The sequence below is a fragment of the Methanobrevibacter sp. genome (assembly GCF_015062935.1).
Taxonomy (GTDB): domain Archaea; phylum Methanobacteriota; class Methanobacteria; order Methanobacteriales; family Methanobacteriaceae; genus Methanocatella.
Window position 1 is genome coordinate 1 of record NZ_SUTM01000002.1, and the last position, 18,575, is coordinate 18,575.

General features: G+C 34.3%; 12 protein-coding genes. 10 read left to right on the forward strand and 2 right to left on the reverse strand.

Features of this window, described 5'->3' with window-relative positions:
• Positions 1–176 precede the first annotated feature (176 nt).
• From E7Z81_RS00850 to E7Z81_RS00860, 3 genes are all read left to right on the forward strand, one after another.
• On the forward strand, positions 177–1,343 hold the full coding sequence (locus E7Z81_RS00850) for an MFS transporter (protein WP_292742966.1): 1,167 nt from the start codon (positions 177–179) through the stop codon (positions 1,341–1,343).
• A gap of 65 nt (positions 1,344–1,408) precedes the next feature.
• Entirely contained in the window at positions 1,409–2,677 is a 1,269-nt protein-coding gene (glyA, locus tag E7Z81_RS00855; protein WP_292742968.1) for a serine hydroxymethyltransferase, read from the forward strand.
• 6 nt (positions 2,678–2,683) lie between these two features.
• Positions 2,684–3,376, forward strand: coding sequence for a dihydromethanopterin reductase (acceptor) (locus tag E7Z81_RS00860; protein WP_292742970.1), 693 nt, complete (start codon positions 2,684–2,686; stop codon positions 3,374–3,376).
• On the opposite strand, the gene E7Z81_RS00865 is transcribed toward E7Z81_RS00860, so the two are convergent.
• The gene (locus E7Z81_RS00865) at positions 3,362–3,688 is read right to left on the reverse strand and encodes a DUF192 domain-containing protein (protein WP_292742972.1); all 327 of its coding nucleotides are present in this window, start codon (positions 3,686–3,688) and stop codon (positions 3,362–3,364) included. The genes E7Z81_RS00860 and E7Z81_RS00865 overlap by 15 nt on opposite strands.
• A 234-nt stretch (positions 3,689–3,922) precedes the next feature.
• On the opposite strand from E7Z81_RS00865, the gene E7Z81_RS00870 reads away from it, so the two are divergent.
• From E7Z81_RS00870 to E7Z81_RS00890, 5 genes are all read left to right on the forward strand, one after another.
• Positions 3,923–4,108, forward strand: coding sequence for a hypothetical protein (locus E7Z81_RS00870; RefSeq protein ID WP_292742974.1), 186 nt, complete (start codon positions 3,923–3,925; stop codon positions 4,106–4,108).
• 21 nt (positions 4,109–4,129) lie between these two features.
• On the forward strand, positions 4,130–4,747 hold the full coding sequence (locus E7Z81_RS00875) for a hypothetical protein (protein WP_292742976.1): 618 nt from the start codon (positions 4,130–4,132) through the stop codon (positions 4,745–4,747).
• A gap of 167 nt (positions 4,748–4,914) precedes the next feature.
• Entirely contained in the window at positions 4,915–5,091 is a 177-nt protein-coding gene (locus tag E7Z81_RS00880; protein ID WP_292742978.1) for a hypothetical protein, read from the forward strand.
• 167 nt (positions 5,092–5,258) lie between these two features.
• Positions 5,259–5,411: a hypothetical protein gene (locus tag E7Z81_RS00885; RefSeq protein WP_292742980.1), complete on the forward strand. Its 153-nt coding sequence runs from the start codon at positions 5,259–5,261 to the stop codon at positions 5,409–5,411.
• A gap of 168 nt (positions 5,412–5,579) precedes the next feature.
• Positions 5,580–5,738 carry a hypothetical protein gene (locus E7Z81_RS00890; RefSeq protein WP_292742982.1) on the forward strand — a complete coding sequence of 53 codons (159 nt, stop codon included), beginning with the start codon at positions 5,580–5,582 and terminating at the stop codon, positions 5,736–5,738.
• 8 nt (positions 5,739–5,746) lie between these two features.
• Here the strand turns inward: E7Z81_RS00890 and E7Z81_RS00895 are convergent, their stop codons facing one another.
• Positions 5,747–6,412, reverse strand: a complete 666-nt coding sequence (locus E7Z81_RS00895; RefSeq protein WP_292742984.1) for a DsbA family oxidoreductase — start codon at positions 6,410–6,412, stop codon at positions 5,747–5,749.
• Between the two features lie 240 nt (positions 6,413–6,652).
• Between E7Z81_RS00895 and E7Z81_RS00900 the strand changes: the two genes are divergently transcribed.
• A complete protein-coding gene (locus E7Z81_RS00900; protein ID WP_292742986.1) occupies positions 6,653–12,880 on the forward strand; it encodes a hypothetical protein in 6,228 nt (2,075 codons plus the stop codon).
• Positions 12,877–18,507 carry a right-handed parallel beta-helix repeat-containing protein gene (locus E7Z81_RS00905; RefSeq protein WP_292742988.1) on the forward strand — a complete coding sequence of 1,877 codons (5,631 nt, stop codon included), beginning with the start codon at positions 12,877–12,879 and terminating at the stop codon, positions 18,505–18,507. Before E7Z81_RS00900 ends, E7Z81_RS00905 begins: the two co-directional genes overlap by 4 nt.
• The last annotated feature ends 68 nt before the right edge of the window (positions 18,508–18,575 follow it).

Here is an 18,575-nt window from a genome sequence, read left to right on the forward strand (position 1 = left end):
TATTAACATTCCACTCAACAAAGAGCATGTTAAAAAATCGAGAATCCCCAACTTCTTAAAAGTTGGTGGAAGTTCAATCTAACTTTCATATTTTAAACTGTTTTTATCATCTGATTTATTTGAATAAATTTTTCATATTCAGTATGTATAACTATTATTATTTAAGAGGAATAAAAATGAAAAGGAATCCAAAAATACTTTTATATATCCTGATGCTGTCAACATTAGGCATCAACACTCCCTTGAGTATTATTGGAATCATCTCACAGATTTCCGAGTATTTTAACACATCAATTGCAATATCTGGTCTTTATGTAAGTTCATTTACATTTACAATAGCAATTACCGGGCTGTTTATACCTGTTCTGTTTTCAAAACTGGGCAGAAAAACCACATTCGTTTCCATACTGTCCCTTTTTGCAGTTTCAAATCTTTTTATAATTTTTACCAAAAGCATTTACATTGCATCATTTTTCAGAATCCTGTCTGCAGTATTCTATCCTGCATTCATATCAGTAGCGCTGACATTCTGTGAAGAGATTGCTCCGGAAGGTGAAGGACAGGACTACATTACAAAAATACTGCTTGGAATATCCGTTGGAAGTATCATAGGCCTTCCGATTACTACATGGTTTGGAAGCGTATTCGGCTATCAGGCAGCCATGGCATGGATTTTTTTGATTAATCTGCTTTCACTGGTGCTTATTATAATATTTTTCCCAAGTGTTCCGGGCAAATCAAAAAGCTATGAGATGTCATTGTCATCTGTAAAATCCAAGGAATTTATACTGGCCACAGTCGGAATTATAATGATGCCTATCGGAGCAAGCATAGTCTACAATTACATGCCATACTTCCTGCAGACAGTAAGCCACATCTACACACATAAATTAAGCTTATTCCTTTTCGCATATGGACTGATTTCAATATTCGGAACATGGCTTGGGGGAAAACTCATAGTCATCAAGGACAAGGCAACACTGATTATTTTCCAGCTGGTGTGCGCTTCAGTATTTTTGGGACTGTTTATCTTTGCCGATTATCTGATTCCGGTTCTTGTTTTATTTTTAATCTTTGGAATCTTGGACGGAATGGGATACAATCTTATCCAGTACATTGAAACATCCCTTCTTCCAAAAAGCCCTGAACTAGCAAACGGCATATTTTTAAGCGTTTTAAATGGTGGAATTGCAATAGGTATTGCTATCGGAGGATTTCTGGTTGACGGACTGGGTGTAATGTCAATATTTATTTTCGGAATAATGTTTTTAATTATCGCATTTGCACTGCTGGTTTATGTTATTTTAGTTTTGAAAATTGATTTAAAATACAGTTTTTCATAACTCTTATATTAGAAGATAAACAAAAATTAAATCATAAATATATAATTGGATATTAGGTGTAATAAATGGCTAATTATCATGACGAAATTTTAAACTTTGAAAAAATTGCAAAAGAACATACTGAATACATGAGAAACAGTATCAATTTAATCGCTTCCGAAAACGTTACAAGCGTTGAAGTAACAGAAGCACTGGCAACCGATTTTGCACACAGATACGCTGAAGGTCAGGCATTTGAAAGATTCTACGAAGGATGCCAATACGTTGATTTGGTTGAAGACAAAACCAAAAAGCTTTCCTGTGAAGTATATGACTGTGACTATGCAAACGTACAGCCAGTTTCAGGAGTAACAGCAAACCTTGCAGCATTCTTTGGATTTGCAAAACCTGGTGAAAAGGTAATGGCTTTGGAAGTTCCTTCCGGAGGACACATTTCCCACGCAGATGTTAGCGCAGCAGGTATCAGAGGCCTTAAAACAGTTTTCCACCCATTGGACAAAAACGTAATGAACATCGACATCGATGCAATGAACAAGAAAATTTTAGAAGAAAAACCAAAAATAATCCTCTTCGGCGGAAGCCTATTCTTATTCCCTCACCCAATAAAAGAAGCACGTGAAGCTGCTGATGAAGTCGGCGCAACTGTAATGTATGACGGTGCACACGTTTTAGGTTTGATTGCAGGAGGACAATTCCAGCAACCTCTAAAAGAAGGAGCTGACGTGATGATGGGAAGTACCCACAAGACATTCCCAGGTCCACAGGGAGGAATCATCCTATCCCACAAGGAAAACGAAGAAATAATCGACAATGCAGTGTTCCCTGGTGTTGTAAGTAACCACCACCTCCACCACTTGCTCGGTTTAGGTATAGCAACCGCTGAAATGCTTGAGTTCGGTGAAGCATACGCAAAACAAACCATCAAAAACGCACAGGCATTAGGTCAGGCAATGTATGAACTTGGTTTTGACGTGTTATGCGAAGACTTAGGATTCACCCAGTCCCACCAGATTGCAGTTGACTTAAGCTCAATCAGATCAGCATCCGACATTGCAAAAGAACTTGCTGACAATAACGTAATCCTAAACAAAAACCTCCTTCCTGGAGATGACAGGGACAACTCCGACAATCCATCCGGTATCAGAATAGGTACTCAGGAAATCACAAGACGTGGATTAAAAGAAAAAGAAATGGAAGAAGTTGCAGCATTCATCAAACGTGTAGCAGTTGACAAGGAAGACATTGCAGATGAAGTTGCAGAATTCATGAACCAGTACACAACCCTGGATTACGCATTCTCAGACAGAGACGCTTACCAATATCACAAATTATAGATTAAAATGAGAATCGCATTTGCATTTACTGGAGCCGGACACCTACTAAGGGAATCAGTTCACCTGGCCGAAAAGCTGGCAAGCGAACATGAACTTACAGTGTTACTGTCAGGAGCGGCGGAAGAAGTCCTTAAAATGTATGGCCTTTACGAACGTGTAGAACGTTTAACCGGTGGTAAATACCGTGAGCTGGCTACTGATTCCAATCAAAAATTTTCATATCCAATTACAGGCCGTTTATCCATAGGTAAATATGACCTGCTTATAGTCTCACCGGCTACAGCAAACACAGTTTCCAAAATCGTCTACGGAATAGCAGACACACTGGTTACAAATGCGGTTGCCCAATCAGGAAAAGGGGCAGTGCCGGTCTATATGGTTCCTGTTGACATTCATCCGGGACCAATAGATACAGTTTTACCTTCAAAACTTGAGCTTTCAAAATGTGAAGGCTGTGATGACTGCGTTGCGGCACTTGTCTGTGAACAGGGTGCAATCATTCCCCATGAGGAAATTGACCTGTCAAAATGTATAGGCTGCGGACTGTGCAGAAATTCATGTCCCAACGATGCAATTTCCGAAGGAAAAGTCATAACAATCTATATGAGGGATATTGACATTGAAAATACTCGAAAACTCTCAGATATTGACAATATTCAGATATTTGAAACTCCGGATGAGATATTAGACAAATTCTAATTCATCCCCTGTTTTTATTTTTAACCTATCTTTTTTTGACTCTAAAATATATTTTGCTTTTTTTTGAGGCCTATAAAATTTCCATGGCTTTAAAGTGGCCTTTTCAAACACGATTTTGTTTTCATCCATAAAATAAACATCAATTTCAAACCTCATGAAATGGGTATGTATTCCTGAATCCTTCATGTTGCAGAAAAGTACTGCAAAATCAATATCCTTTTTTCCCATCAATCCTTTAAAACGCTTAAAAAAATTATTTAAACATATTATTTTAATATCAATTAGTTTTTGACTTGTTTTATTCAAAATCATGGATTTATATTATTGTTTTTTAGTATTTAAAGATGTGATGAGCTTGGATAAATTTTGTATTTGTCTTGTTAAAAAAAGATGTAAATAATACTGTTTCTCTGGTAAACATTGATTTGCACATATTTTTTTTATTTTATATTATAATATTGCTTTAAATTCATAACAAAAGATTTATATCCTTTTTAATTCTATATTAAAGTCTATAAATTTAATTTTAGGAGGTGTTACTTTTTCATGAAATTTCACGAGGACGTCATATTTAAAATCCAGGGTCAGGAATATGGACAGGAACTGATGGAAATTATCAGAATTGAAGGAAAAATAGTTGAAGTCCATCAAACGGAATACGGTATTGTAGATCCAAAAATGTACAAGCCCGACATGGTATTTGAACTTGAGGATAAGATAATTATTCTATAATTTCAAAGTTCATATGTCGACATGTCAGACAAAAGAAGATTCAGACTATACAGTGCGTTATTTGACCAGATTAAGAACAAATCCAAAAAGGACATTGAAGTGCATGTTTTAAGCACTGTTGAAGCTGAAAAAACAAAATTCTATAAGGTAAATCAGGATTCAATTTTTACCATCTATATTCATTCGCTAAAAAATTATGACGGCGATGAATTTTTAAATAAGATGAAAACCAAAATATCAAACAATCAACAGTTAAGCGAAAAGGAATTGCTCTTAATAAGCTTAATTTGTTTTATGAAAACAGAAAATGGGATTGAAAATAGTATATTAAATTCTGCAGTTACTATAACCAATATTCCGGATTTAAAAATGGACATTGCTCAATTTGTTAAGGGATTGGTGCTAATGTTATGTGACAAGTTCGTTAAGGATGAATCTCTTAATACAACAATTTCAAATTTGGTAGGTGGCAATATGAAGATAGTTGAGGATTATGCTCAAAGGAAAGTTGATGAAAAATTAAAAGAACGGGATGAAGAGATTGTTAGGAATATGGATGAGAAGGGTATTAAAAAAGAGGATATAGCGATTTTGGCTAAGGTTTCTCCTGAGTTTGTTGAAAAAACTTTATCTAAATAATTTCTTTTAATAAGTTTTAATTTTCAATGAAGAATTGAAATTGTGTTTTCAGTGGGTTATTCTAATAATTTTTCTGATTTAAGAAAGGGCATTGCTTAAATGTTATGTGACAGGTTCGTTAAGGATGAATCCCTTAATACAACAATTTAAATTTGGTTGGTGGCAATATGAAGATAGTTGAGGATTATGCTCAAAGGGTAGCGAAAAGGAAAGTTGATGAAAAATTAAAAGAACGGGATGAAGAGATTGTTAGGAATATGGATGAGAAGGGTGTTAAAAAAGAGGATATAGCGATTTTGGCTAAGGTTTCTCCTGAGTTTGTTGAAAAAACTTTATCTAAATAATTTCTTTTAATAAGTTTTAATTTTCAATGAAGAATTGAAATTGTGTTTTCAGTAGGTTATTCTAATAATTTTTCTGATTTAAGAAAGGGCATTGCTTAATGTATATGTGACAGGTTCGTTAAGGATGAATCCCTTAATACAACAATTTAAATTTGGTAGGTGGCAATATGAAGATAGTTGAGGATTATGCTCAAAGGAAAGTAGATGAAAAGACAGAAGAGATTGTTAGGAATATGGATGAGAAGGGTGTTAAAAAAGAGGATATAGCGATTTTGGCTAAGGTTTCTCCTGAGTTTGTTGAAAAAACTTTATCTAAATAATTTCTTTTAATAAGTTTTAATTTTCAATGAAGAATTGAAATTGTGTTTTCAGTAGGTTATTATAACAATTTTGCTGATTTAAGAAAGGGCATTGCTTAATGTATATGTGACAGGTTCGTTAAGGATGAATCCCTTAATACAACAATTTCAAATTTGGTTGGTGGCAATATGAAGATAGTTGAGGATTATGCTCAAAGGAAAGTTGATGAAAAGACAGAAGAGATTGTTAGGAATATGGATGAGAAGGGTATTAAAAAAGAGGATATAGTGATTTTGGCTAAGGTTTCTCCGGAGTTTGTTGAAAAAACTTTATCCAAATCTGGTTAAATATTTTCTTAAAGAAAGGTCTTGGATGCAAGCTTGCCGCTTATCATGTCTTCAAGAGCTATTTTGAAATCGATTTTTTCATAGGCTCCCGGAATAGTCAGCTGCTCCTCATTATATGCAAGAATATATAATGGAATTGCATCGACGCCCATTACTATTGCGTCCTCCTCGTCAATCTGCACTTCAAAATTATAGGATTCGCCTGAAAGCATATCCCTAATTTCACTTTCACTTAAACCTACCTGCTCTGCAATTCCTGTTAAAACGTCGATGTCGGCTATTTTTTGATTTTTAGTGAAGTTGGATTCAAAGATTTTAAAAATTAGATCTGTCAGCACTTCAGGATGTCTGTTCTGCACGTGCTTGATGAGCCTGTGGGCATTTCTTGAAGATGTAATCTGCATGTCGGCGTAATTCATATTAATTCCGTCATCCAGTGCAATCCTTTCAACTTCTGAAATCTTTTCTTTGGCCTCCTGCGGGCTAATGCCGTATTTAATAACATACTCCGTTGTCATTGAATTGGTCGGCTCGTCAAACATAGTCGGGTAAAGCTCAAAAGGTTTCATATTAAGTTCGAAATCTAAATTAAGCTCGTTTAAGGCATCAGTCAGCCTCTTAATGCCGATGTATGAATAGGGACAGTTGAAATCACTCCAGAAAGTTATCTTCATTTCTTGTCCTCTTTAGTTTTATCATCCTTTTTCTTGTAGATTTTGTATAGCTTCAACACATTGTCCACGGTTTTAAATATTGTGTTGTATTTTTTTATAAAACTCATATGCTTAATTTTAATCGTTATTTTATATCAACTTTTTTCTAAAATAAGTCTTAATTTTTTATCAACTTTATTGTAAATTTAAATATCATTTAAAATATATAATATATCAGTTATATTTGTTGAGGTAATAAATTTGAAAAGAATAGTGCTGATTTTAGCCATTATATCACTGGTGCTGACCGTAAATGTTGCATTTGCTGAAAATGAGACAGTCAGTTTAAGTGAAGATATATATGTAAGTGTTGACGGCAGCGACAGCCTTGGAGACGGATCTCTAGACAATCCCTACCAGACACTTAACTACACTATTGAAAAGGCATCTGACAATGCCAACATCTATTTGAAAAGTGGTGTCTATAACTCTACAGGATATGAGATAACAAACAGATCAATCTCAATAACCGGTTTAGGTGATGTTACCATTGACGGTGGAAACGGTAAGCTTTCACAGAATATATTCATGGTAAATGGCAACTCTTCACTTGTCCTGAACAATATCAGATTTATTAATGGTTTTGCTGACCTTGAAGGTGCACTTTCACCTATTGTAAATGAGGGTGATTTGAAAATCAGCAATTGCAATTTTTACAATTTCACAACAATCAGCGGCGCAATATTGAATAAGAATTCATTGACCCTTGACAACATTTCCGAATCCAAACTATCAATCGACTGGAAATCAGTATTTGGAGAAGCTGGCAACATTGGTTTTCAGGTTTGGATTATAAAGCAAATCAGAAACAATCCTTCCAGAGGGGAATTTGTCACAAACATTGGTGAATGTGTAATTTCAAATTCAAGATTCGTTTCTACTGTCTACAACAACAGAAACATGAATGTTACAAATTCATATCTCAGTGCATTTATTTCCAATAGGAGTTATGACATGGACATCTGCTCTGTCATTGACAGGTCACACGTAATGTCCTTGAGGGTTTCAAACAATTCGTTATTGGTCGTCAACAATTCGTTTGTAGACCCTAATGAAGATGAATTGTGGTATACAAATGCAATTATTCAGAATTCAACATTTTTCAATGACAGCGGAAAAACTCAGTATTCATTTAGGGCATTTTATTCCAATGTAACCATAAAGTCTTCCTTCTTTAACGGGATTTTATGGTTTGACTATTCAAATGCATCCGTAACCTATTCAACAATTCTTGATAGGATTTTTGCCATGGTGGACAGCAATGTCGATGCCAATTATAACTGGTGGGGAGATAATAGGGGTCCTCGTGTAGAAAAAAATTCATATGCGAAATTAACAGCAAAATATTGGATAGTAATGGCTTTAGATTGCGCTGACAATATGGTTTCAGTTGACTTTGTCAAATATACTGACGGCAGCAATGTTTTTGACTTGAAAGACGCTTGTGATGTAAACCAAAGATTAGTCAAACTGGAAACTGAAATGGGCAGCTTCAAGCAGGCTCAGGGTTATCTGGTCAATGGATCATATAAAACAGAATTGATTGGAAATAATTTAAATACGATGATATATGCAAAGGTCGACAATCAGATGCTGAGGTTTGCCGTTGGTGAGGGATATACAAATTACACCTGGTATGTTTCAAATGACACTGGTAACGATTATTTCTGTGACGGATCACCTGAAAATCCATTTAAGACATTGTCAAAGGCAGTTTCAGTGGCATTCAGTGGAAATACAATTTATGTAATGGAAGGGGTGTATACCTTAAGCTGGAATGCAAATTTACAAATCTCAAAAGAGTTATATTTTGTTGGATTGGGTAATGCAGTACTCTCAAGGCCTAATGCCAGAAATATTTTCATAGTTGATGAGAAGGGTATCTTAAACATTGATAATTTTAATTTTACAACTTTTAATCAGGCTTATACTGATGCTCTTATTTATATAAACGGCGGGCAGGTCAATGTTAAAAATTCCAATTTTTATGACATTCCGATTAATTTCGGTATAATCTATGCCAACCGGTCAGATTCAATCTATTTGGATAATGTTACTTTTGATAGATTTGTTGGTGGAGCTATCTATGGAAATTCAAATTATATTTGTGTAAATAATACTCAATTTTTAAATGAAGCCAGTGAATATCATGTTAGGGACATTATCAATGTTGACTCCAGTATTGATATTTTGAATTCAAGATTTGAAAACATTACAAATTATTTAGTAAGTGTTGAAGTTAATGGAAAAAATAAAAAAATTTACTTTTACAATACCTCCTTTGTTAATAATAATTGCATCAATCCGTCACGTTTTCTTTTAAATATTGGTGACTCATTAAATCATATAAGATATTCTGTTATTGATTCATGTTATTTTTATAAAAATAGGGGAAACATTGCTGTATGTGATATAATTAATAATTCATCTTTCATTAACAATACTGCTGATCCTATTGTGGGTTCTTATTCTAGTAGTAGCTACCCTTCTCAAAATTTTATTAAGGCTTATGATTTAATCAATAACTCTTACTTTTATGGTAATCAGCTTCCATCAAATACATATGTGCAAAGGGTAATTCAATCAGATAAAGTATATAATAGTGTATTTATTAAAAATACCGGTGCTTTCGGAGTATTGTCAGAGCCTAGTGAAGTTCATTACTGTGTTTTTATCAATAACACAGGTCTTTACGGTCCAAGTGACATATTTTTGTATAAGGGCAATTTGAATGCTTCAGGCAATTGGTGGGGGTCAAATCAAAAGCCTGATGATTCAAAAGTTCAGGTGTTCGTCGGTAATTTAACTCTTGAAAATTGGGTGATTTTAAATCTGACTTCGGAAGGTGACAGGATTATCGCATCACTGGATAATGTGGTTGATGATAATAAAAACATTTACAGGCTAAATCATACATTGCCTAAAAGAATCGCTTATTTTACAACTGATAATGGTGAAATCACTCCTGTTGTTGATTTGGAGGATAATTATGCGGTGGCTCATTTGGTTAAAAATACAACTTTAGATTTTGATGTGTATGTTGTGGTGGACAATCAGAAATTAAGTCTGACAGTTTACAACAACTCAACATTGATATTGATAGATGACGTGACCTTCTACGGCAAGGACAATAAGTATAAGATTACTTTAATAAATGTCAACGGTCATAAGATTTCAAACCAGCTTTTAGACATTGTTGTCAAATCAAAAAACGGATTCATGGAGCCTTACACATTAACAACTGATGAAAATGGAGTTTCATATTTAAATGTCGACTATCCGGTGGGAATGTACAATATTGAAGTGATATATTACGGAAACGGATACTTTGAAAAATCCTCTTCACAAGCTGTTATAAACATATCATCAATTGCAACTTCAATATATTCACATAATTTTACATATTGGGGTAAGAACAACAGGTTTTATGCAATTTTAACTGATGAGCTTGGAAAAAAGCTACTTAACCAGTCAATTGTATTGGAAATTTACAACTCAAAAGACAAATTGCTTGCAAGTGTTAATGTAATGACCGGAACTAATGGTCAGGCAGAAACATCATTGTCCCTTGAAACCGGCGACTATATTGCCAAATGGGATTACCTGGGTGATGACTGGTATAAGCCAAGCTATTCATACTCATATGTTACAGTCAATCCTGTAAATACTACATTGACACTTCCAAACATTACATTCTATGGAAGAGGAAATGACTATGAGTTCACATTCACAGACATTTACGGAAACAGGATTTCAGATGAAACAATTAACCTGAAAATATCAAATGCGACAGATTCAGCTGATTTTAAGATAAAGGTGGAAAATGGTGTAGGATCAATCAACATTAACCTGCTTCCTGGAATTTACGATGTTGAGGCAAGCTTTGCAGGCGATAACGTTTATGGTCCGGCAAATGTAAAATCAAGCTTGGACATTCAAAAGGTATTCATAACATTCAACTTCAAATCCCATGCGAAAATTCCTGAAAACGGTGTATTTTCAGTTATTTTAAAGGACATGTACGGCAAAAGGGTTTCAGGTGAAAAATTAACACTTGAGTTATATGAAGATGGATTGTACAAAACATACAATGCAACCAGCGATGCAAACGGAGAGGCAAACTTCAAAATAGATGCAGTTGAAAACATCTACTTTGCAATAATGAATTATGGGGGCAGCACATGGTATAAGCCATCAACCGGAGCCGCAACAGTTGAAGTGAGTCACAGCGTAAGTGTAGGTAAGGTCTATCTTGATGGAAGTGACTACACTGCATATTACGGTGAAAATGGATACTTTACAATTTTATTCAATGATACCAACAAGCTTTCAGTTGAAGGAATGATTATTCCTGTCGTAATTTCTTCAGGTGATTTTTCAAAGGCGATTAATGCTGAAAGCGATGCATTGGGTAATGTCCGTGTTCAGATTACTCTGGGGCCTGGAACATATAATGTCACATACAAATATGAAAATGAGTTTTATAACATTTACAGTTCAAAGTCAAATACTATTACAATATTCAGGATGCCGACAAGCCTTGTTGCATCAGACATGATTGTAAAACAGGGAGATAATAGAAACTTTGAAGTGAAACTTCTAAACAAGAATGGTGTTGCCATTTCCAATTTGCCTGTGACCATAAAAGTCGATGGCAAATCATATAATGTTTCTACAAACAGCTTTGGAGTTGCAAAATTGCCTTTAAATCTTGATTTGGGATATCATAATGTGGAATGTGAATTTGAAAATGTCAATTATGTTTCATCAAGCACCAACGCTACAATCTTGGTCGTTGACGATTCAAAAACAATCACTGGTTTAGAGACAAATGAAGTCCATGCAGCTGAAGGCAAATCATTCAATTATAAAGTTTTACTTGTTGATGCTTTGGAAAATCCTCTCAAATCCTCTCAAATTGTTTTAAATATCACTGATGCAGAGAATAATGTTATAGGAAGCTATGAATCTTATACTAATCAAAATGGTGAAGCGATATTTTACCTGAACTTAACTTATGGTACATATACTGCAAGAGCATACTATGCAGGCAATAACATCTACTTTGAAAGCTTCAATACAAACAATATTTATGTCTCTCCTTTGGAAAACGTTACAGAAACAATACTCTTCGGCAGTGATGCGGAAATAGTCAACAGTTATGGCAATGCATATTATGTCATTTTAAAGACTGTTGATGGTGATTTCATTGAAAATGCAACTGTGGAATTTAGTGTAAAAGGAAATAAATATTATTCAACAACTGATAGTCGGGGAAGGGCAGTATTGAATGTTTTATTCAATCCCGGAGCTTTTGAAGTCAAAGCGAAATTTGCAGGATCAAGCAACCTGACAAAGGCATATGCTACCAACCATATTCGTGTTTCAGGAGAACCGGTTTATTTGGTATCTCATGATGTAGTTAAATCATACCATAACGGCACCCATTATTATGTTGCACTGTTTGATGCATTGGGCCGTCCTATGGTTGGAAAGACTGTCAATTTCATATTCAACAATGAAACTTATAATGAAACCACCGATGGTGATGGATTTGCAGTCTTTGAAGTATGGTTTGGTCCTGGCGAGTATAACATTACTGCATTTTATCAGGGAAACTATCCTGATGAGTACAGAAGTGTTTCTAACAATATCACTGTTTTGACAACTCTTGTAAGCAGTAACGTTACTAAGTATTATAACGGAAAGACCGTAATGTATGCAACATTTTCAGACTTTAGCGATAATGCCTTAAATGGCACTGATGTGCTTTTAAACATTAACGGAGTCACATATAAGGTTAAAACAGATGAATGTGGAATTGCCACATTGCCTATTTACTTGAATGCTGGCAGTTATGACCTGAATATCTTAAATACAGTTACAGGTCAGGTTGAAAAGTATGACGTTAATGTCTTATCAACTATAGTCTCATCTAATCTTGTCAAGTATTACAAAGGCTCTGCAAACTTTAAGGCAACATTTAAAGACAAGAAGGGAAAACTATTGAAAAATACCAAGGTGAAATTCACCTTAAAAGGTAAAACTTATTCAGTCAAGACAAATGCAAAAGGAGTTGCAACCCTAAAAATCAATTTGAATCCTGGAAAATATACAATAACGACCTGGAATACAAAAACAGGTGAAAAGCACTCCAATAAAATCACTGTCAAGACCAGAATAATCACTTCAAATAAAAAAGTTAAAGTTTCAAAAAAGATTAATTTCCAAGCAAAAATCCTTAACGCCAATGGTAAGATTGCCAAAAAGGCAACAGTCAAATTTACTATTAATAAAAAAACTTATAATGTTAAAACCAACAGCAAGGGTATTGCTAAGCTAAACATCAAACTTAATAAAGGAAAATATACAATAAAAACAACTTATGCAGGTTGGACCGTGAAAAATACAGTGAAGGTGATTAAATGAATAACAGAATTTTAATGATTGGTTTGATAAGTTTAATCATCTTCTGTGCTATTGGCGGTGTTTATGCTGCCGACGGTGACAATTCAACTTTAACACTTGATATTGCATCTGAAATTGAAGAAATTCCTATCGATGATGCATCAATTGGAAGTGGCGAGTCTGAAATAGTTATAACTGATGATAATTATGATAATTACTTCAATCGGTATACTGGTACAATTAAAGATACATTAAGTCCATCTGTCAATACCATTAAGATGGGCAATGTTTCTAATAAGGCTTTCGTTATTGACAGGCCTTTAAATATCATGCCTTTATCTTCCGATTGCGAAATCAGCAATGGAGTTATTCATCTGGTTCAGGGAAGTAGCGGATCCAACATTACCAACTTGGTAATTAACAATACAAAAGGGGATTTGTATATTGATGGATTGTTTGTTTGCAAGTTGCATGGGGTTTGGTTTTCAAATTCAAGCGACAATCTAATCTATAATAACACCATTCGCATTCCAGGTACTGAAGGATGCTATGCGATTCCGATGGGATATTCAAGCAGAAACAGAATTTTATACAATGATATAGTCTCAACATTCACATCCTGTATTCTGATGGGAATGTGTGACTACAATAATATCTCATATAACCGTTTGGAAGCCAAAACCTTGCATTTATCCACTGTATCTAATATTATTTATATGAATCCTTATGGTCATGCCGATTATGACGGTCCTGCAGATTGTGTTGGAACTTATATCTCCAACAATTTCATAAAAAATGTGGATGTAAACGATATGATGGAATGGACCCTCAATTTGATGGGACAATCTGATAATACTTCAATCATCAATAATACTATTGTCAACGGAGATATTGGTATATCAATGTCCGGAAAGGCTAATAATGTCCGAATATCTGGAAATACAATTGTAAACTGTACCACTTCAATTATTGCAGGCGCCAATGGTGTAGTCATTTCGGACAATTTCATCACAGGTTCATCAATGAATGCTGGTATAACAATTTTTCCGGATGAAATGAAATATGTTGATAATGCAGATGTTTTTAACAATACTATTGTTTATGATAATCTTTATAAGGCAATTTCAATTGGTCGTGGAGCTAATGTATATGATAACACAATAAAATTGTCAAAATATGGTGTTGGAATCTCTGACGGTTCAAACAACTCAAACATATCTGGAAATAGGATTTATGTTTTAGGTGATGATGGTATTTTACTCAATGGAAACAATTCCTTTGTATCAAACAACATTATCCATACAAAAGCCAACGGTATTTCCAGTGTATCTAAAAATGAAAAATCAAAAGTCTATAACAATACTATTAGCTCAAACAAGATTTACAGTGATAAATATGGTGTTTATATCGAAGGTTATGTCTACAACACCACAATATCAGATAATTATGTAGAAACAAACGAAAGTGATGCATTCCATGTTGATATGTACATGACTTTGAATGATAGAAATCCCGGTCAGATTGCAGACAATACCATCAATGGTGTCATCAAGGATACTGAAATATTGGTGATTGATGACAGTAATTTTTATGATTATTTTGACGATGAAGGATATTTGAAATACAATTTCAAAGCGAATTCACAAAGAATTTTGTTTTTAACATTTCTGACAAACAAGAATCTTTATTTTACAGATCCAATCACCTTGACAAGTAACAAGCAAGCTAATCTGTTATATAATGTTACAATAACATTGACAGGTGATGCATCTGATTCAACAATTAGAGATTTCAAGTTTTACAGCTTCGATAAGGAAAGTATTGTCCTTGACTGTGTAGAAAATGTCGTGGTTAAGGACAATGAATTTACAGTATTGGCAGGGGATGTTTTTGAAAGCAAAACAATTTCAGTTGTTAGGGGATGTGATTTTTGCAATATCACAGGCAATTCAATATTCGTAAATTCAAATGCATATGTGACATATGCGATTTGCGTTTCAGAGCCACAATACATCTTGGTTAAAAGGATTTCAAGTAATTTCAACATTTCAAACAATAACATTCTAATCAAATCTTCAGGCATAGCTGAGGCAATGTATTTTGATGCACTGGTTGAAAGCAGTGTTACAGGAAATACCATTAACATAATGTCTGACGGTTCAGCATATGGTGTAGCTGTCTGTGATGTCTTTGAAAGACCATATGATGTGAATATTGAATCAAATACTATCATTCTCAATTCAAAGGAAATGAGCTATTTGATCGAACTTTATAGGGCGAACAATTGTAAAATAATGAATAATTATCTAAAAGGAACCTCCAATGGTGTTTATGCTATCGGGTTGTATAATTCAAGTTCGACAATTAACTGTAATGAAATCCTTGTTGTTGGAAGAAATCTGACTGATGGATATGCGGGTGATGCGCTTGGTAAGGGCAATTCAGCGATTTATCTTACAAGACAATCACAGGTTGATAAGTTTGAAAATAACATTATTGATGCTCAAAATTGTGAAATAATTACTAATTTAAGTTCACAAATTTCAAAAATAAATTCTAACGCGTTTGTTATCTCAAACAATAACTATGGCCTATACTTTGATGAGAATGGAAAACTGATTTCAGGCATTATAAAAACTGGAGATGGGATATTATTTAAAAATTTCACAGATTCAAAAGTAATGAATATTGATGTTTCAGTTTTAATGAAACCATATTCTCACTTAAATGATTTTGGAGCTATTTTAATATTGTCTAATGGGTCTGATAAATCAGTAATCACAGGATTTGATTTCAATAGTGCAAATATTATATTAAAGAACGTTTCAGATATAACAATTACTTCAAATAATTTCATAGATTCAAAAATCACAGATGAACATGGTTTGAATAACAGAATTTCAAACAATTCATTTGAAGTTAAAGGGGAATCCATAATCTTTAATGGATGTTTGAATGATACTTTTGAGTCAAATGAGTTAAATGTCAATTCAACTGATGCCGTAATTATTCTTATCAGTAAATCAAAGGAAACCAATATATTGAATAATTCCTTTGATGCTGTGGGGTCCAATTTCAAGATAATTTCTTCAGTTTCATCTTACGCAAGCAAAATTTTCGGTAATGTCATCTGCATCAATGCAACTGACGACGCTTATCTTTATTTTGCAAATAATGTGTCTGATGATAAAATTTATAATAACAATGTATTGATTAATAGTTTGAACGGCAATCCTATTGCTATTTATTATGATAACTCGTCAGATAATGAAATCAAGTTCAATAGAATTGTTTCATCATCAAAAGAAGGTCAGGACTATGCTGTTGTAATTGTTTCAGAAAACAACACAGTTACAAATAATTATTTGACTTCATCAAACGGATTTAAAAGAGGTGATGATGCGGTTAAAGCCATAAACAATACAGTTCAGGATAATGTCCCTGTTGTCATTTATGTATCTGTGAACGGCACTGCCAATGGAAATGGAAGCTTTGACAATCCTTATCCAACAATCAAGAAAGCAATTGAAAAATGTTTAAGCGGAGCGATTATATACGTACTGCCTGGAATGTATAATGAATCAAACATTACTGTTGATAAGAATGTTACATTAACAGCCATTAATATGGAAGGAAACACTTACATTAACGCTTTAAACAGCCAGCTATTCAATATTAAGAAAAGAGGAATTTTGTCTGTAAATTCCCTGAAAATATTCAACGGATTCAGTGTTGAGGGAGGATCACTTTTTAACAATCTGGGAACACTAATGATTAATAATTCCCTAATCTACAATTCATCTTCTTATTATGACAATTCAAACCCAGTATTTTCATACAAAGGCAAGTACAATAAATATGAGATGTACAGCTATAACTGTTCAGATTTGGGTGTTGGTGGTGCCATTCTTAATCGTGGAGAGCTATTCATAAGTTCATCTACACTTTATGATAACTTTGCACATAAGGGTGGGGCTATTGCTGATTTTGGTAAAACCACTATTAAAAACTCATTAATATGCAATAACACAGGTGTCCACGGTGGGGCCATTTATACAAATTCCAACAGTGGATTTATCATTGAAGACTGTGAATTTAAAGACAATTTGGCTATTCAAACACTTGATTTCTGCTCCATTAAAAAAATCATTTATCAGGAATATCCTAACCTTGCAGGATTGAGATATAGATATCTGTCAACATGTGAGGTTTTGCCTGGAATGGGTGGCGCAATATTTTCCAACACTGTTTTAAACATTAACAATTCATTGTTTGACAGTAATACCGCTAAATATGGTGGTGCAATAGCGTATGACAGCAACATCTTAACAACTCAAAACTATTATTCATCACATAATTTGGATTACTCTTGGGGAGGTGGAAAAATAGTATATTCTCCAACTTCTATTTTAAACATTGAAAATTCAGTATTTACAAACAATGAAGCTAAAAACACTTCTTGCGGTAACTTGAGCATGTTGGTGGATGACAGGTATGGTGGAAGCCTATATAATATTCATGCAGAGGGAGGGGCCATTTTTGGAGCTTTAAGTCAATTTAATTTGTATAATGATACTTTTATGCATAATCTTGCTGAAAGCAATGGGGGTGCAATATGTGTCCAGTCACTCAACTCATCAATTGAAAAATGCATATTTAGTGATAACCGTGCCGGTGAACAGGGTGGTGGATTGGACATATTCGGTAACTTTGAAATATTCAACACTGAAATAGTCAATAATTCCGCAAAATATGGTGGGGCTCTTCAATATACTTCATATTCATCATATGGTCATGTGGAAAACAATGCGGACATGTTCAATGTAACCGTCGCTGGAAATAATGCGCTGGAATATGGTGGAGCATTTATTGTTGGGGGAAATTTTGCAATTAAAAATTCCAATATATATGACAATACCGCTCCGAGAGGTTCCACATTTTCCGGAAGGTATGGAGTTTCAGGAAGTTCAAAGATTGATGCCCGTGGAAACTGGTGGGGATCAACTGGAGGGCCTGATGATTCGGTATTCATGCAAGAAAATATTAGATTTAGAACATGGTCCGGTCAAAGAATAGACTGGGAATCTGTTGTGGTCAATGGTAATGGAAATTCTGGAAACAATCCAAATAAAGGCAATGGAGACTCACAGCAGTCAACTCCTTCTTCAACAGGTTCCGGTACACATACTGGATCCACATTGACTGGTGATACTCTATCATCTCAGGGCACTGGTTCAAATGGTTTTAATTTCAATGGAAACTGGCCAAGCGGAAACAACAATGGAAATTGGGGTGGAAACTTCGGTGATGGTGATGGTGTAAGTCCATATGAATCATCAGGAAACAGTAGAACTTCTGTCAATGGTAATACTGTAAATCCGAATAGTTTAAGCAAATCCAACAGTTCAAGTGTTAATAATTTGGCTTCTGTGGGAATGACAGCTAATGCGGCGGATTCTTCCTCAAGTGCTCAGTCTTCATCAAGCGAGGGCGGAAGCGGTGAAGGTGGAAAAGCATATGAAATAACTAAAGAAGTCAAAAAAGAAATAATCGATGAGGATTTATCAATTTTCAATGTTCTGTTTATTTTACTGTGGATTTTCTTGTTTATCGGATTTTATAGAAAATATCGTGCAGAAAATAATTAACTGTTCAAAATTTTTCCTTTTTTTACAAAATTCTTGTTAATTTTAATTATTTTTTAAAATTCTTTACT

What these genes read in the sequence shown, in the direction of transcription:
- E7Z81_RS00850 (WP_292742966.1), top strand. Translation starts at nt 177, where the DNA reads ATGAAAAGGAATCCAAAAATACTTTTATATATCCTGATGCTGTCAACA.
- glyA (WP_292742968.1), top strand. Translation starts at nt 1,409, where the DNA reads ATGGCTAATTATCATGACGAAATTTTAAACTTTGAAAAAATTGCAAAA.
- E7Z81_RS00860 (WP_292742970.1), top strand. Translation starts at nt 2,684, where the DNA reads ATGAGAATCGCATTTGCATTTACTGGAGCCGGACACCTACTAAGGGAA.
- E7Z81_RS00865 (WP_292742972.1), bottom strand. Translation starts at nt 3,688, where the DNA reads ATGATTTTGAATAAAACAAGTCAAAAACTAATTGATATTAAAATAATA.
- E7Z81_RS00870 (WP_292742974.1), top strand. Translation starts at nt 3,923, where the DNA reads ATGAAATTTCACGAGGACGTCATATTTAAAATCCAGGGTCAGGAATAT.
- E7Z81_RS00875 (WP_292742976.1), top strand. Translation starts at nt 4,130, where the DNA reads ATGTCAGACAAAAGAAGATTCAGACTATACAGTGCGTTATTTGACCAG.
- E7Z81_RS00880 (WP_292742978.1), top strand. Translation starts at nt 4,915, where the DNA reads ATGAAGATAGTTGAGGATTATGCTCAAAGGGTAGCGAAAAGGAAAGTT.
- E7Z81_RS00885 (WP_292742980.1), top strand. Translation starts at nt 5,259, where the DNA reads ATGAAGATAGTTGAGGATTATGCTCAAAGGAAAGTAGATGAAAAGACA.
- E7Z81_RS00890 (WP_292742982.1), top strand. Translation starts at nt 5,580, where the DNA reads ATGAAGATAGTTGAGGATTATGCTCAAAGGAAAGTTGATGAAAAGACA.
- E7Z81_RS00895 (WP_292742984.1), bottom strand. Translation starts at nt 6,412, where the DNA reads ATGAAGATAACTTTCTGGAGTGATTTCAACTGTCCCTATTCATACATC.
- E7Z81_RS00905 (WP_292742988.1), top strand. Translation starts at nt 12,877, where the DNA reads ATGAATAACAGAATTTTAATGATTGGTTTGATAAGTTTAATCATCTTC.